Below are 15228 nucleotides of genomic sequence, written 5' to 3' on the forward strand. Positions count from 1 at the left end.
CTCACGCGGTCGGCTGCTGGGCGCGGTGGCTGTGACACCTGGTCACGCGGGCAGCCAGTTTCGGACGCGGCTGATGAGGTCGTTGGTGTCGACGGGCTTGGTGACGTAGTCGTTGGCTCCCGAGGCGAGACTCTTCTCCTGGTCGCCCGGCATCGCCTTCGCGGTGACGGCGATGATGGGAAGCTCCGCGTACCGGGGCATCGTGCGGATCTCCATGGTGGCGGCGTAGCCGTCCATCTCCGGCATCATCACGTCCATCAGGACCAGGCAGATGTCCGGGTGGGCGAGCAGCATCTCGATGCCCTTGCGGCCGTTGTCCGCGTGCAGGACCTGGAAGCCGTGCAGTTCCAGCACTCCGCTGAGCGCGAAGAGGTTGCGTGCGTCGTCGTCGACCACGAGGACCGTACGGCCGACGAAGGAGTCGTCCACGACCTGCGCGGTGGGGCGCTGTGTGTCCTCGGCGCGCACCAGCGACAGCACGTCGCCCGGCTGCTCGGCCGACAGGTGCAGGGTGATGCGCTCGCGCAGTTCGTCCAGGCTGGCGAGGAAGTCCAGCGGCCGGTCGCCGGCGCGGGAGCGCAGTGTCTGCTCGTGGGCGAGGTCGACGCGATGGCCGGTGTGGATGAGGACGGGCACGCTGGCGAGCGCGGAGTCGCCGCCCATGGCCGCGAGGAAGTCCGCGCCCTCGTCGTCGGGCATGCCCAGTTCGAGGACGACGCAGTGGCAGGGCTCGGCGGCCAGGGTGGCGGCCGCCTCCTGGGCACCGACGGCGGTGATGATGTCGATCGCCCCGTGCGGATCGCCGGGGTCCTGCGCGATGTCCGCGACGGCGCGCTCCGCGACGAGCGTGAGCAGACCGCGCGGGCGTTCCTCGATGACCAGCAGACGGCGCCGGCGGTGCTCGGGCGCGGGACCGGACAGGGCACGGGGCGCCGACGAGGTCTCGGCCGCCATGGTGACGTCGAGCTGCTCCAAGGGTCGGCCGTTGCCGTCCAGGACCTCCTTGAAGTCGGCGCGCGCCACGGGCAGATACATGGTGAACGTGCTGCCCTGACCGGGTGTGCTGTCGACGGCGACGGCGCCGCCCAGCAGTTGGGCGATCTCCCGGGTGATCGACAGCCCGAGGCCGGTTCCGCCGTACTTGCGGCTGGTGGTGCCGTCTGCCTGTTGGAACGCCCCGAAGATGGTCTCCAGTTGCTGGTGGGGGATGCCGATGCCGGTGTCCTTGACCCGGAACGCCACGATGGGCCCGCCCCGGTGCACGCTCGGGGGCACCTCACGGTCGGCGGCGGGTTCGATACGGAGTTCCACGCCGCCCCGCTCGGTGAACTTCACCGCGTTCGACAGCAGGTTGCGCAGGATCTGGCGCAGCCGGGAGTCGTCGGTGAGCAGGTCCGCCGGTGTCCCGGGCGCGATGGCCACCGTGAAGTCGAGGCTCTTCTGCGTCGTCATCGGCTTGAACGTCGCCTCGACGTACTCCAGGAGCTTGCGCAACGGCACCCGCTCGGGAGTGACGTCCATCTTGCCGGCCTCGACCTTGGACAGGTCGAGGATGTCGTTGATCAGCTGGAGCAGGTCCGAGCCCGCCGAGTGGATGATGCCCGCGTACTCGACCTGCTTCGGGGTGAGGTTGCGCGAGGGGTTCTGCGCCAGCAACTGGGCCAGGATCAGCAGGCTGTTGAGCGGGGTGCGCAGCTCGTGGCTCATGTTGGCCAGGAACTCCGACTTGTACTTGGACGCCAGCGACAACTGCTGGGCCCGGGTCTCCAGTTCCTGCCGTGCCTGCTCGATCTGGAGGTTCTTGGCCTCGATGTCGCGGTTCTGCGAGACCAGCAGGGAGGCCTTCTCCTCGAGTTCCGCGTTGGAGCGCTGCAGTTCGTCCTGCTGGACCTGCAACTCCTCCGACCTGGCCTGGAGTTCCCCGGTCAGACGCTGGGACTCGTCCAGCAGTTCGTCGGTACGGACGTTGGCCACGATGGTGTTGAGGTTGACGCCGATGGTCGGCATCAGCTGCGCCAGGAAGTCCTGGTGGATCTGGGTGAAGCGGCTGACGGAGGCCAGCTCGATGACGCCCAGGACCTGCTCCTCGGCCACGATGGGCAGCACCACCAGGGCATTGGGCACCGCCTGCCCGAGGCCCGAGGAGATGGTGACGTAGCCCTCCGGCAGCTCCTCCACGGTGACCGGACGGCGATTGCGCGCCGCCTGGCCGACCAGCGACCGTCCGACGGGGATGCGGGTGGGACGGTCCTCGTCGTCGGGACAGCCGTACGAGCCCACCAGCCGCAGTTCGGGACCGCGTTCGGCGTCCTCCGCCAGGTAGAAGGCGCCGTACTGCGCCGCGACGAGCGGCGTGAGTTCGTCCATGATCAACTCGGCGACCACGGGCAGGTCACGATGGCCCTGCATCAGGCTGGAGATGCGGGCGAGGTTCGTCTTGAGCCAGTCCTGCTCCTGGTTGGCCCGTGTGGTCTCCCGCAGGGACTCCACCATGGAGTTGATGTTGTCCTTGAGATCGGCGACCTCGCCCGAGGCCTCCACGGTGATCGAGCGGGTCAGGTCGCCCTCGGCGACGGCGCTGGTGACCTCGGCGATCGCGCGCACCTGCCGGGTGAGGTTCCCGGCCAGTTCGTTGACGTTCTCCGTCAGCCGCTTCCACGTGCCCTCGACGCCCTCGACCTCGGCCTGTCCACCGAGCCGCCCCTCGCTGCCGACCTCGCGGGCGACGCGGGTGACTTCGGCGGCGAACGACGACAGCTGGTCGACCATCGTGTTGATGGTGGTCTTGAGTTCGAGGATCTCGCCGCGGGCGTCGACGTCGATCTTCTTCGACAGATCGCCGTTGGCCACCGCGGTCGTCACCAGGGCGATGTTGCGCACCTGCCCGGTGAGGTTGTTGGCCATCGAGTTGACGTTGTCGGTGAGGTCCTTCCACGTGCCGGCCACGTTCGGTACGTGCGCCTGACCGCCCAGGCGTCCCTCGGTGCCGACCTCGCGCGCGACCCGGGTGACCTCGTTGGCGAACGCGGACAGCGTGTCGACCATCGTGTTGATGACGTCCGCCAGGGCGGCGACCTCCCCCTTCGCCTCGACGGTGATCTTCTGCGAGAGGTCGCCGCGGGCCACGGCAGTGGCCACCTGGGCGATCGAGCGGACCTGCCCGGTCAGGTTCGACGCCATCACGTTGACGTTGTCGGTCAGGTCCTTCCAGGTCCCCGACACGCCCCGGACGATCGCCTGTCCGCCGAGGTTGCCCTCGGTGCCGACCTCGCGGGCGACGCGGGTGACTTCGTCGGCGAAGGCGGAGAGCTGGTCGACCATCGTGTTGATGGTGTTCTTGAGTTCGAGGATCTCGCCGCGGGCGTCGACGGTGATCTTCTGGGAGAGGTCGCCCTGCGCGACCGCCGTGGCCACCTGGGCGATGTTGCGGACCTGCGCGGTGAGGTTGCCGCCCATGAAGTTCACTGAGTCGGTGAGGTCGCGCCAGGTGCCCTTGACGCCCTTGACGTCGGCCTGACCGCCCAGACGTCCCTCGGTGCCGACCTCGCGGGCGACGCGGGTGACTTCGTCGGCGAAGGCGGAGAGCTGGTCGACCATCGTGTTGATGGTGTTCTTGAGTTCGAGGATCTCGCCGCGGGCGTCGACGGTGATCTTCTGGGAGAGGTCGCCCTGCGCCACCGCCGTCGTCACCTGGGCGATGTTGCGGACCTGGGAGGTGAGGTTGCCCGCCATGAAGTTGACGGAATCTGTCAGATCGCGCCAGACGCCGCCGACCCCGGGCACCTGGGCCTGACCGCCCAGACGTCCCTCGCTGCCGACCTCGCGGGCGACGCGGGTGACCTCCGCCGCGAACGACGACAGCTGGTCGACCATCGTGTTGACGGTCTCCTTGAGCTGGAGGATCTCCCCGCGCGCGGGAACGTCGATCTTCTGCGAGAGATCACCCTTGGCCACGGCCGTCGCCACCTGGGCGATGTCGCGGACCTGCGTGGTCAGGTTGCCTGCCATGGCGTTGACCGAGTCGGTGAGATCCGCCCAGGTGCCGGAGACCCCCGGCACCTCCGCCTGACCGCCCAGCGTCCCCTCGGTGCCGACCTCGCGGGCCACGCGGGTGACCTCCGAGGTGAACACGGACAGCTGGTCGACCATGCCGTTGAAGACGGTGGCGATGTCGCCGAGGAGTCCCTGTCCGTCGGACGGCAGCCGGGTACCGAAGTCGCCGTCCCGCACGGCGGTCAGACCCGCCAGCAACTGCCGCAGCTCCTGCTCGCCCGACGCCTTCTCCTGGACGTCCGTCTTGCCGCTCATGCGCATCCTCGTTCCGTTCCCCAAGAGTCCCCACCCCGAGGACTCGGAACCGCGCCGGGTCCGTGCTAGAACCCGTTCACCTGCGATGATCCCTCGGATTGCGAATATGCCCGCTGAGAAATCCGTCGAAGATTAACGCAGTTCCCGAGCCGCCACCAACGCTCGGCGCGGGCGGCTGAACCCGTCGAAAAAAGTGTGAAGGAATTGGGTATGGCACGGCTGGGCCGGGGTACTCCTAGAGGTTTCGCCCTGCGGTTCCTGCCGACTGTGCACCGGTCGGCGCGGGGCCCGAGCGCGGGGGAGTGGCACCTGGTGGGGCGGGCAGAAGCCCCTGCTGGGGACAGTGATCAGGGCAGTCCGGCGGGACACGCGATGCTCGCGAGGGAGCCCGTCGGCACGATGTTCGATTTCGGGACCGCGGCGCCGCACCGGATGCCGTCGGCGGTCGGCTCTTCACGGTCGTCGACGGCACCCAGGGGGACGAGAGGGGCGTACGCAGGCAATCCGCGGCTGCCGGCGCGGCCGCTCCGGAATGTCACCCCCCTCCAGGGCGACGGCAGCCCAGGACCAACGGCGGGCCGCGACGACCCGTAAGGGCCACTTACGGGCCGACGACTGCCGACGGCACGCCGTGCCGGGACGGGACGCGAACCGCGCTGCTTCGAGATGCGCGCCGAGGCCGGGCACGACGGCAGGCCGGTGGTCTCTCGGCGCGCCGTGATCGCGCCACAGCTGCGCGCCCGCCGAGGCGTGGAAAAGACGGTCGACACCACCCAGTACGGCACGCAGTGCGGCCGTGTGCCCGGCCGCGGGCGGTGGTCCGCCCCGGCACCGGCGGTCACCTGCGGGCGGCGACGGTCACGGGCGGCCGGTGCGCGTCGTAGAGCGCTCGCCACCGCACGCGGACGCCTCGTCGATCCAGCGGCGGCCTGCGCGGTCACCAGACGCAGAAAGGCCTGAACCCGGCCGCCCCCTGGCCGAAATGCCCACCGGTGAGCTACGGGAGTCATCGCCGGGCATCGGTCTGTACCGATGCTCTCCCCGCGCGCGATGTCGTGGTCGGTCACGGCGTGAGCGCGTCCTCAACGGTCGGGTGACAGGTGATGACACTGTCGATCCCCACTAGTTGCAGGGTGCGCAGCACGGCCCCACGGACCCCCGCGAGCCGCAGCCAACCCTTTCCGCCTGTAGCGGCCTGGTAGGCGACGATCAGGGCATTCACGCCGCTGGAGTCCATGAAGGTCACCTGGCTCATGTCGATCACGATGCGCTGCACGGCGGCGGCGTCCGCCGACGGCATGGCCTGCGTCAGGGCATCCACGGTCTGGTAGTCGATCTCTCCGTAAAGGTCGAGAACGGTGACACCGTCGGTGTCGGTGCGGATCACGGACAGTCCGCCGCGGCCCACTGCTTCCTGGTTGTCTGCCACTTCTGTCCTCCACGCGCTCGGTGGGGGCTGTGCCGCGTCCCTTGTTGCCACCGCTGCCCCGCGATCCCGGTGTGATGCCCCCAAGAGGCCCATTCATTACTCGTGGCGCAGGAGTAGTACGGCAATTGCAGGGTAGATGCGCCGCCATGAACGGGGTAATGCAGATCACCAGCAGGGAGCCTGTCCCGCCCGAGGAGTGTTCCCGGATGCCGGATGCCACGCCTGCCGAGGTAACCGTGGCACTGGACGGGGCGGACGGCTGTATCGCCGGCGCACGCAGCCAGGCTGCCGTGTTCCTGACTCGGGCCCAGTCCGAGCACGGGGTGCCCGTGTCGGCCCGCACCATGGACCTGGCGCAGTTGGTCGTCAGTGAGCTGGTCACCAACGCGCTGAAGTACGCGCCCGGACCCGTGCTGCTGCAGCTGCGCATCGTCGACAGCTCACTCGAGATCGCCGTCTGGGACTCCGAGCCCGTGCTGCCGCTGGCCCGGGCCGCCGATGTCGGACGGGTCGGACAGCACGGTCTGGAGATCGTGATGGCGGTGGTGCAGAGTTTCGAGGTGCGGCGCGAGACGGTCGGCAAGTGCGTCACCGTCCGGCTCGCCTTGTTCGACGATCCGCTACTGGGCTTCGACGGCTGAACGAGAGCTGGGACCGAGTCTCGATCGGGCCCGGGCCGACGCGGTGAATCACGACGACGACGACCTACGTGTTCCGCTCTCGGTGGCTCGGCCGCGGTGAGGCACTCGACCCCGCCGTGCCGTTCGTTGGCCATGGTCGCGTCCGAAGGCGCGGCCCTGCCTGACGACGTGTCGGCGTCGGCCGTGCTGTCGGGGTGCTCCTGGGAGCGGCCGACGCTTGAGGGCTGCCCGGGGGACAGGTGCTCGACCGCGCCGAGGAAGTCGCGGAAGGCCCGGTCGGTGCGGGTGGCGTCGCCGGTGGCGTCGAGGTCCATGATCCGGTCGGGCACGGTGGCTGGTAACCCTTTGCGCGGTCGCCGCCCGGATGATGGGGTGGCTCGGTGACAAACCACGACGCGGCGGGGGCCGTTCGACCGTTGACCCTGGCGTGGGTCGGTCGGCATCTGGATGCCGGAGAGCGGATCGTCGGAACCGAGGTGTTGCACGGCGGTGTCACTGCCGAGATACGGCGGCTGACCGTCGCTGCGCGCGGCGGAGGCAGCCGTGCCCTGGTGCTGCGGAGTTACGTCGACCCGTTCTACGTGGAGCACGCCGAGGACCTGTTGCACCGGGAGACCGCCGCTCTGACCCTGCTCGCGGGGACCGGCGTGGTTGCTCCTGAACTGGTCGCGGTGGATCCGATTGCCGCGCAGTGCGAGTATCCGTCGCTCCTGATGACGCATCTGGCGGGCCGGACCGTCATCGACGACGGGGGCCTGGAGGCGTGCGTTCCGCTGCTGGCCCGTCAACTTGTGGCCATCCACGCGGTGCGACCTGCCACCCGGCCCAGGGACTACGTGACGCTGACGACCGCCGACACCGTAGTGGTGCCGAGGGGCGCCGACGCGGCGGTGTGGGCGGCGGCGATCGATGTGATCCGAGGGCCCGTTCCGCCCTTTGCGGGGCGGTTTCTGCACCGGGACTTCCACCCCGGCAATGTGCTGTTCGACGTGACGCCCTCAGGCCCGGCCGGTCCCCGGATCACCGGCGTGGTCGACTGGGCGGGGGCTTCCTGGGGCCCGGCCGATCTCGATGTGGCGCACTGCTCCACCAATCTTGCGCTGTTGCTCGGTCCGGAGTGGGGTCTGCGGTTCGCTGAGGCCTATGAGGAGGCCGGCGGGGTGCTGGCCGCGGACGCGAGCGAGCGGTTGTACTGGCAGGTGCGTGACGGGCTGGCGTTCTCGGAAGAGGTGCGGGTGGCGTCGCAGCCGTGGCGGGAGGCCGGCAGGACGGAGCTGACGACGCGGGCCGTGGAGGAACGGCTGGATGCCTACGTCACCGCCCTGCTGAACGCGGCGAGTTGAACCAAGGAGGCTCGGGTGCGGGCACGGCGTCGAAACGCCATTGCCCGCGCCCTGCCTCGCATCAGGCGACGGCACTCACCCGCGGCGACCTGTGACCGCTCCGGTAGCCGAACCCCCTGCGCCGCGTGAGTGATCTGGCGGGATCCGAAGAGCGGGTGAGCGCAGACGTCCGCTACGCGCGGGGCCGTTCAAGGGTGAGGAGCAGGCCCTCGACCGCGCCGGGACCGATACGGCCCTTGACGTCGGCGGACGTGATGGCCTTGAGCTGCCACCCGTCCTCCGCGTGCTTGTTGAGGACTTTCTCCAGCTTGTCGCTGTCCAGTGCGTCGCCGATCAGCGACTCCCTGAAGGTGACGACCTTGTACTCGTAGGCGTAACCGTGGCTCATGGCTGCACCGTCCTTCCCGTGTGGCGGTTGTGGTGATCGGGGTCAGCCAATCATGGAGCTCAGCAGGCGTGGCAGGCCGGTCGCCGTCCAGCGGAAGAGCCTCTCGGTTCGTCAACATCCGTCTGAAGATCGGGCGGGAGCGGAGTTCCCGACCGTGGGCCGGCCAACTGCCGTCGGTTCCACGGACAGGCCGCCTTCCCTCAACGGACCGCTGAGCGGCCCACCTTGATGTTCTTCCGTCCGGTGGACGGCGGGGATCGGGGTACACGGAGCGGCATGGCACTGCACACTCATGACCATGGCCTCAGGACCGTGCGGGCCGCGAGGCAACTGCGCCGCATTCGCGCCTTCTACGCGGCAGGCGTCGTCCTGTGGGCGGCAACGACCGCGTGGACGGCGTGGGACTCTCCCGGCGGTCGGCCCATGTGGACATCGGTGCTCCTCCTGGTCGTCTTCAGCTCCCTGCTGTTCATGGCCGGCTGGTGGCTGCGGCACCTCGAGACCGCGGACGCGCCCCGGCCCGCGCACCACGTCGCACCTCGCCGCGCGTCCGGGCGCCACGCGGTTTCCGGGTCCTGAACACACTTCGGGACGAGTGGTTCCGAAGGCACCGACGTCGGATGACACAACGGCGTCCAGCAGCGGGATTCCCGCCAACCGGTGTGCCGACAACGCGAGGGCGGACACCGTGCGCCTGCGGCCGCACTACCGGGCGCAGCGCGATAGGGGCGGGTGGCGCCGAGTCGGTTCGTCGTCGAGTGCGAGGCGCGCTACTGAAACGCAGCCCGTGTCGCCAAGACGTCCCTGGGCGCCCCACGAGCCGGCCCTGCCCGACACCTGCCCCGGGCGGCAGGGCCGGCGGTCTGTTCAGCGTGTACACGGCGAGCTGGGCGACGGTGGTACGGCTTCGCGGGCGCCCCCTTCCGGACCGGCCGGAACCCTGGGACGTGCTGTTGACCTCGGGGGCCACCTTCCGGCTCAGCGGGCTGCTCAGCAAGGCGTCCGTGAGCAGCCCGCTCCGGGCCCCCTTCACTACGTACGTCGGTCCGCAGGGTCCGGCAGAGCTGCATGAGGAGGCGCGGACCGAGGCCGGCAAGGACACCGTGGGTGAGCTGTTGCCCTGCCCGTTCTGTAGGGGCGTCCGGGTGGCCTCGACCTTGACCGCCGGTCGGCTGCTGGTGCCTCGCGCGACGCGTACCGCGATGGGGGCGCTCGCCGCGTTGGCCGGTGCGGACGTGCTGCAGCTGACGTACACCGCGCTGACGGACCGGACAACCGGCGCCTGACCACCCGCGCGGACGAAGTTCGCGGGCCCGGGACCCGGCACTCGGGTGCGATTCCGACCGCGGTGCCCTCGCGGCCGGAATCGAACCGAGGTACAGCCCGGGCCGACGGCGTGCCTCGGTCTCCCGCGGTCGTTCCACCCGTGTCCCGACTGCAAACCGGGCCTGCCCCGCCCTCGACGCCCCAGCCGCGTCCCGTAAGCACGGAATCCCCCTCGTCTGCGGGGCGCCCGCTCCGGGCGTGCGGCGCTGCGGTTATCCGCAGACGTCCTGGGAACTTGGGGGAGCACCCCGGAGACGGGCGGATCGGACCTTCGGAAACACCCCAAGGAGCGACCGTGACCACACGCATCGGAGTCGAGGAGGAGTTCCACGGCCTGGAGGTCGAGAGCGGGCTGCTCGTGCCGCGTGCCGAAGCGGTCCTGCGACGGCTTCCCCGACGCACCTTCACCACGGAACTGCACCGGTCCACTGTGGAATCGAACAGCGCGGTGCACGCGTCCCTGAACGACCTGTACGCCGACCTCGCCAGAGCCAGACGGCGGCTCGACGTGGCCGCCTCCTCACTCGGGCTCGCGGCGGTGGCCGCGGGCACCGCCCCACTGGCACCCTGCGTCTCAGGACCTCCCACGGCCGACGCGCGCTATCGCCACATGGTCGAGGAGTATCGCCGGGTCGCCGACGAACAGCTCATCTGCGGTGCCCAGATCCATGTGGACGTACCCGATCGCGACACCGCGGTGGGTGTGATGTGCGCGGTCTCTCCCTGGCTTCCCGTGCTGCTGGCGCTGTCCGCGAGCTCCCCCTTCTGGCAGGGATCCGACACCGGCTACGCCAGCTGGCGCACGCTGCTGTGGCAGCGCTGGCCCACCGCGGGACCCGTCGGCTGCTTCCCTGGCGCGGCCGACTACGACGCCGCAGTACGCGACCTCGTGCGAGCCGGGATCATCAGCGATCCGGGGATGATCTATTACGACGTACGTCCTTCCGCGCACCTGCCGACGCTGGAGCTGCGTATCTGCGACGCCTGCCCGCGGGCGGAGACTGTCGTGCTCGTCGCCGGTCTGTTCCGTGCCCTGGTGACCGAGGCCGGCGAACGGCTCACTGCCGGTGCGGCGGGGTGCGACGGCCGTCACGAATGGCTGCGTGGGGCCTCCTGGCGGGCTGCCCGGTCGGGTCTGGAGGGCACTTTGGTGGATCCCGGGACCCATCGGGAGGCGCCTGCCGCCGACGTCGTGCTCAAGCTGCTCGGCCGGTTGCGTCCCGCGCTCGAGGCGCACGGCGACTGGGGGACCGTAAGGGACCTGACCGCGGGGGCCCTGGCCGACGGCAGTGCCGCCGAGCGTATGCGTCGCAGGGCGCGGGAAGAGGATCTGCTGGCCTGCACCGACATGCTGATCGCGGAAACGCGCGGTGAGCGGCGACATCGCAGGCCGCCCCTCGCCGCCCGGAGGAACATCCCGCCCTCGGTCGCGGGCGCGGCGGGCTCCGGGGCCCCGGGGGCCCTCGGCAGCTGACCCGGCCCGGCGGGGCGTACACCCGCTGCCCGTCCGTCACCCGACAAGCCCCCCAGGAGAGGTATCGGCATGTCTTCCAGCAATTCCGCCCTCGTCGCGGCCGGCAGGCGCGACCCGGCGCCTCCGTCCCAGCTCGCGAATGACGGTGCGAGGAAAGGGGGTGGCGACTCATGTGCGGTCTGAGCGGGGAGATCCGATTCGACGGCCGGCGACCGGACCTTGCGGCGGTCGGGCGCATGACCGACCGGCTGGCCGCCCGCGGGCCCGACGGCCGGGGCATGTGGACACAGGGCGCGGTGGCGCTGGGACACCGGCGGTTGAAGATCATCGACCTGTCCGACCTCGGTGCTCAGCCGATGACCGACGCCGACGGCGAGATCACGGGCGTCTTCAACGGCTGTGTCTACAACTACCGGGAGCTGCGCGAGGAGCTCGGGCGCCTGGGCCACCGCTTCGAGTCCACGTCCGACACGGAGGTGGTGCTCCACGCCTACCGGCAGTGGGGGACCGCCTGTGTGGAGCGCTTCTACGGCATGTTCGCCTTCGCGCTCGTCGAGCACCGGACCGGCCGAGTCGTGCTGGGCCGCGACCGGCTCGGGATCAAGCCGCTGTATCTGGCGCCCGCGCCGGGCCGCCTGAGGTTCGCCTCCTCCCTGCCCGCCCTCCTCGCCGCCGGCGACGTGGACACCTCCGTCGATCCGGTGGCCGTGCACCAGTACCTGAGCTGGCACGCCACGGTCGCCCCGCCGCACACGATCCTCAACGGCGTACGCAAGCTGCCGCCGGCCACCGTCCGGGTCGTCGAACCGGACGGCGGTCACCGAGACCACCGGTACTGGCAGCCGTCGTACACGCGTCGCGCCGAGTACGCGGACATGGGGCCCGATGAATGGCGTGACGCGGTGCTGGAGTCGCTGCGCACCGCCGTACGGCGTCGGATGGTCTCCGACGTGCCGGTCGGCGTCCTGCTCTCCGGCGGCCTGGACTCCAGCCTGATCGTCGCGCTGCTCGCGGAGGAGGGGCAGCGCGGCCTGAAGACGTTCAGCGTGGGGTTCGAGGCCGAGGGCGGGGAGGAGGGCGACGAGTTCCGTTACTCGGACCGGGTCGCCCGGGAGTTCGGCACGGACCACCGTCGCATGATGGTTCCCTCCAGCCGGGTCTCGGCCGCTCTGGACGATGCCGTCGCCGCGATGAGCGAGCCCATGATCAGCCACGACGTGGTCGCCTTCCACCTGCTGTCCGAGCAGGTCTCCAAGGAGGTCAAGGTCGTCCAGAGCGGCCAGGGCGCCGACGAGGTGTTCGCCGGGTACCACTGGTATCCCGACCTGGCCTCGGCCTCGCGCGAGGAGGAGCCCGACAGATACGCCGAGACGTACTTCGACCGTCCGCACGCCGACCTCGCGAAGATCCTCCAGCCGCACATGCTGCTTCGGGACGACGTCTCGGGCCGTTTCGTCAGGGAGCACATGGCAGTGCCCGGCGCGCAGACCGCCCTGGACGCGGCGCTGCGGCTCGACACGCACGTCATGCTCGTCGACGACCCCGTGAAGCGGGTCGACAACATGACCATGGCCTGGGGCCTGGAGGCCCGTGTGCCCTTCCTCGACCACGAACTGGTGGAGCTGGCCGCGGCCTGCCCGCCGGAGCTGAAACTCGCCGACGGCGGCAAGGGCGTGCTGAAGGAAGCGGGCCGCAAGCTCCTGCCGCAGGAGATCGTCGACCGCCCCAAGGGCTATTTCCCCGTCCCGGCCATCCGGCACATGGCGGGCCCCGTCCTGGACCGGGTGCGCGAGGCCCTGGAGGCACCTGAGGCGAAGAAGCGGGGGATCTTCCGGGAGCCGTACGTGGCCGAACTCCTCGCGGCGCCCGACGAGCACCGCACCAAGCGCGGGGCCAACGCCCTGTGGCAGGTGGCACTCCTGGAGATATGGCTGCAGACGCACGGGATCACGTGACCGGCGAGCACGGCACCGGGCCTCCGCACATCGCGGCGGCTCCGCAGCCGTTCGAAGTGCGACCGATGCCGATGCACCCGCCCGCCTGGGCCGCGGCCCCCGCTCCGGTGCTGCTGCCCACGACGGCAGGCCCGCGGGACGCCGTGACCAGGCTCCACGCGCACGGCTGCTGGTACCCCTCCGCCGATCCCGAAGGCACCCGGGCGGCCTTCATCTGCGACCGGGGAGGTGTCCCACAGCTGTGGGCCGGACCCGTGGACGGGGACGGGATCCGGCTGCTCGACTCCACCCCGGATCCCGTCAAGGAGGTGTCCTGGTCGCCCGACGGCCGCTGGATCGCCTACACCACCGCACCGGGCGGCGGTGAGCACTCGCGGGTGCTGTGCGTGCGGCCGGACGGGAGCGGCCGTCGCCTCCTGGCCGGCGCCGATCCGGACAGCTCGGCCTACCTCGGTTGCTGGGCGTACGACGGTTCGGCCGTCGCCGTCACCCTCGCCGCACCGGCCACCGCCACCGCCACCTTCGGCGTCGGCGTCGGCGTCGGCGTCGGAGGAGACCGCGCGTGGCAGCCGGCGGACAGCGACCGGGCCTTGTGGGCGACCCGGGACGGCCGAGCGACCCTCCTCGGCGGGACCGCGTACGACGTGGGGCCGGGCGGGACGCCGTTCGGTGTCCTCGCCGCGGGGACACCGGCGGCCCGGCCGGGCGGGGGCCTGTCCGCCTACCTGGTCGACCCCGACGGTGTCGCATCTCCCGTGCTGCTCGCCACGGAAACGGACGCCCCGACCCTCCGGGTGTGCGACCTCAGCCGTGACGGCGGGCTCGCGCTGCTGCGCCGGGGACCGCGCGGACGGCGAGAGGCGGTCGTCCGGCGCACGGCCGACGCGGCGACGACGTTCACCCTGCCGGTCGCCGACGGTGACCCGTGGATCGGCCGGTTCTCGCCCGACGGGCGGACGCTGTGGCTGCGCAGCGACGCCCACCGGGAGTACGCGGCCCTGCTCGCCGTCGCTCTCGAGGCCGACGGCACACCGCACCGCAGGACGGTCGTGTCGGAACGCGAGGACGGTGACCTCGAACTGCTGGAGGTGGCGCACGACGGCCGCACGGCCGTACTGGCGTGGAACATGCAGGGCGCCGGCGACCTCGAGGTCATCGAGATCTCCCCGGCACGAGGCACCCCCGGTACCCCCGGCGCTCCCGGACCGGCGCAGCCGGTGCCGTTGCCCCATGAGGTCGTCACGCGGGTCGTGTCGGCCGGGTCGGGGCGGCTGCTGTTGGCGCTCTCCGGTTCGCAGCGCCGTCCCGGCGTGTGGTGGACCCACGAAGGCGTGTCCCTGCTGCGCACCCCGTGGTCCTCCCGGGACGAGGACGCCGTCCCGCCGGGCCGCCCGCCCGTACGCCCCGTGCTCTCGCGTCTCGTCGCCCGGGACGGGCTGCCCCTCAGCGGCTGGTACTACCGGGCCCCGGGACGTGCCTCGGGCGAGCCGGCGCCCTGCGTGATCCACCTGCACGGCGGCCCCGAGGACCAGGAACGCCCGGTGTTCGACCCGCTCTACCACGAGCTCCTGGGGCGCGGGCTGGACGTGTTCGCCCCCGACGTCCGCGGGTCCGGCGGACACGGCCGGTCCTTCGTCGACGCCGATCTGGGCACCGGGCGCTTCGCCGCGCTCGACGACGTCGCGGCCTGCGCAGCCCACGCGGTCGCGGAGGGTCCCGCGGACCCGGCACGGCTGGCGGTGATGGGCCGCTCGTACGGCGGCTATCTGACGTTCGCCTCGCTCGTGTGGCATCCGGACCTGTTCCGCACCGGGGTCGCGGTCTGCGGCATGTCCGACCTTCTGACCTTCTTCGCCGGCACCGAACCCTGGATCGCGGAGTCGGCGGCGCACAAGTACGGGCACCCGGAGCGCGACCGCGAGTTGCTGCACGCCCTGTCCCCGATGAGCCGCGTCGACGCGCTGCGGGCCCCGCTGCTAGCCGTCCACGGGGAGCACGACACCAACGTGCCGCTGGGGGAGTCGGATCAGTTCGTACGGGCCGCGCGGGACCGCGGTGTCCCCGCCGAGCTCCTGGTCCTGCGGGACGAGGGGCACGATTTCCTGCGCGCGGACAACCGGCGACTGTTCCGCCGGGCCGCCGCGGACTGGATGGAACGCCACCTGCATCCCGCCTGATCCCCTCGCCGCGGGACGTCGGTCTCAGGGGCATGCGCGCCCCTGCCCCGGCCATTACGGCTTCAGTGCCTGAGGTTGCCTCTGACACCGATCACGGCACTCACGGCACCTCGGCCAACGAGGTACGTCAACTCGTCGAGCGACGCACACCTTGTCGTCCGACGACGCACGCCTCCGCCTCCCGCGA

10 protein-coding genes are annotated in these 15228 nt (G+C 70.9%); 7 read left to right on the forward strand and 3 right to left on the reverse strand.

From position 1 onward, the window contains the following. Positions 1-42: 42 nt before the first annotated feature. The gene (locus OHT57_RS44405; RefSeq protein WP_328752655.1) at positions 43-4314 is read right to left on the reverse strand and encodes a HAMP domain-containing protein; all 4272 of its coding nucleotides are present in this window, start codon (positions 4312-4314) and stop codon (positions 43-45) included. A gap of 1057 nt (positions 4315-5371) precedes the next feature. Then, complete coding sequence (locus OHT57_RS44410; protein WP_328752656.1) at positions 5372-5737, reverse strand: STAS domain-containing protein; 366 nt, start codon at positions 5735-5737, stop codon at positions 5372-5374. 206 nt (positions 5738-5943) lie between these two features. Between OHT57_RS44410 and OHT57_RS44415 the strand changes: the two genes are divergently transcribed. Beyond that, positions 5944-6378 carry an ATP-binding protein gene (locus OHT57_RS44415; RefSeq protein ID WP_328752657.1) on the forward strand — a complete coding sequence of 145 codons (435 nt, stop codon included), beginning with the start codon at positions 5944-5946 and terminating at the stop codon, positions 6376-6378. Positions 6379-6758: 380 nt separating this feature from the next. Beyond that, positions 6759-7721 carry a phosphotransferase family protein gene (locus OHT57_RS44420; RefSeq protein WP_328752658.1) on the forward strand — a complete coding sequence of 321 codons (963 nt, stop codon included), beginning with the start codon at positions 6759-6761 and terminating at the stop codon, positions 7719-7721. Between the two features lie 172 nt (positions 7722-7893). On the opposite strand, the gene OHT57_RS44425 is transcribed toward OHT57_RS44420, so the two are convergent. Next, on the reverse strand, positions 7894-8109 hold the full coding sequence (locus OHT57_RS44425; RefSeq protein WP_328752659.1) for a DUF4177 domain-containing protein: 216 nt from the start codon (positions 8107-8109) through the stop codon (positions 7894-7896). A gap of 276 nt (positions 8110-8385) precedes the next feature. Between OHT57_RS44425 and OHT57_RS44430 the strand changes: the two genes are divergently transcribed. The 5 genes from OHT57_RS44430 (at position 8386) to OHT57_RS44450 (ending at position 15041) form a co-directional block, all read left to right on the forward strand. Next, a complete protein-coding gene (locus OHT57_RS44430; protein ID WP_328752660.1) occupies positions 8386-8688 on the forward strand; it encodes a hypothetical protein in 303 nt (100 codons plus the stop codon). Between the two features lie 368 nt (positions 8689-9056). Further along, entirely contained in the window at positions 9057-9395 is a 339-nt protein-coding gene (locus OHT57_RS44435; RefSeq protein ID WP_328752661.1) for a DUF1360 domain-containing protein, read from the forward strand. 335 nt (positions 9396-9730) lie between these two features. Continuing rightward, the gene (locus OHT57_RS44440) at positions 9731-10909 is read left to right on the forward strand and encodes a carboxylate-amine ligase (RefSeq protein WP_328752662.1); all 1179 of its coding nucleotides are present in this window, start codon (positions 9731-9733) and stop codon (positions 10907-10909) included. A 170-nt stretch (positions 10910-11079) separates the two neighbouring features. Further along, complete coding sequence (locus tag OHT57_RS44445) at positions 11080-12864, forward strand: N-acetylglutaminylglutamine amidotransferase (RefSeq protein WP_328752663.1); 1785 nt, start codon at positions 11080-11082, stop codon at positions 12862-12864. After that, on the forward strand, positions 12837-15041 hold the full coding sequence (locus OHT57_RS44450; RefSeq protein WP_328752664.1) for a S9 family peptidase: 2205 nt from the start codon (positions 12837-12839) through the stop codon (positions 15039-15041). Before OHT57_RS44445 ends, OHT57_RS44450 begins: the two co-directional genes overlap by 28 nt. Positions 15042-15228: the final 187 nt, after the last annotated feature.

The organism is Streptomyces sp. NBC_00285, from assembly GCF_036174265.1.
GTDB lineage: Bacteria > Actinomycetota > Actinomycetes > Streptomycetales > Streptomycetaceae > Streptomyces.

What these genes read in the sequence shown, in the direction of transcription:
- OHT57_RS44405 (WP_328752655.1), bottom strand. Translation starts at nt 4,314, where the DNA reads ATGCGCATGAGCGGCAAGACGGACGTCCAGGAGAAGGCGTCGGGCGAG.
- OHT57_RS44415 (WP_328752657.1), top strand. Translation starts at nt 5,944, where the DNA reads ATGCCGGATGCCACGCCTGCCGAGGTAACCGTGGCACTGGACGGGGCG.
- OHT57_RS44425 (WP_328752659.1), bottom strand. Translation starts at nt 8,109, where the DNA reads ATGAGCCACGGTTACGCCTACGAGTACAAGGTCGTCACCTTCAGGGAG.
- OHT57_RS44430 (WP_328752660.1), top strand. Translation starts at nt 8,386, where the DNA reads ATGGCACTGCACACTCATGACCATGGCCTCAGGACCGTGCGGGCCGCG.
- OHT57_RS44445 (WP_328752663.1), top strand. Translation starts at nt 11,080, where the DNA reads ATGTGCGGTCTGAGCGGGGAGATCCGATTCGACGGCCGGCGACCGGAC.
- OHT57_RS44450 (WP_328752664.1), top strand. Translation starts at nt 12,837, where the DNA reads ATGGCTGCAGACGCACGGGATCACGTGACCGGCGAGCACGGCACCGGG.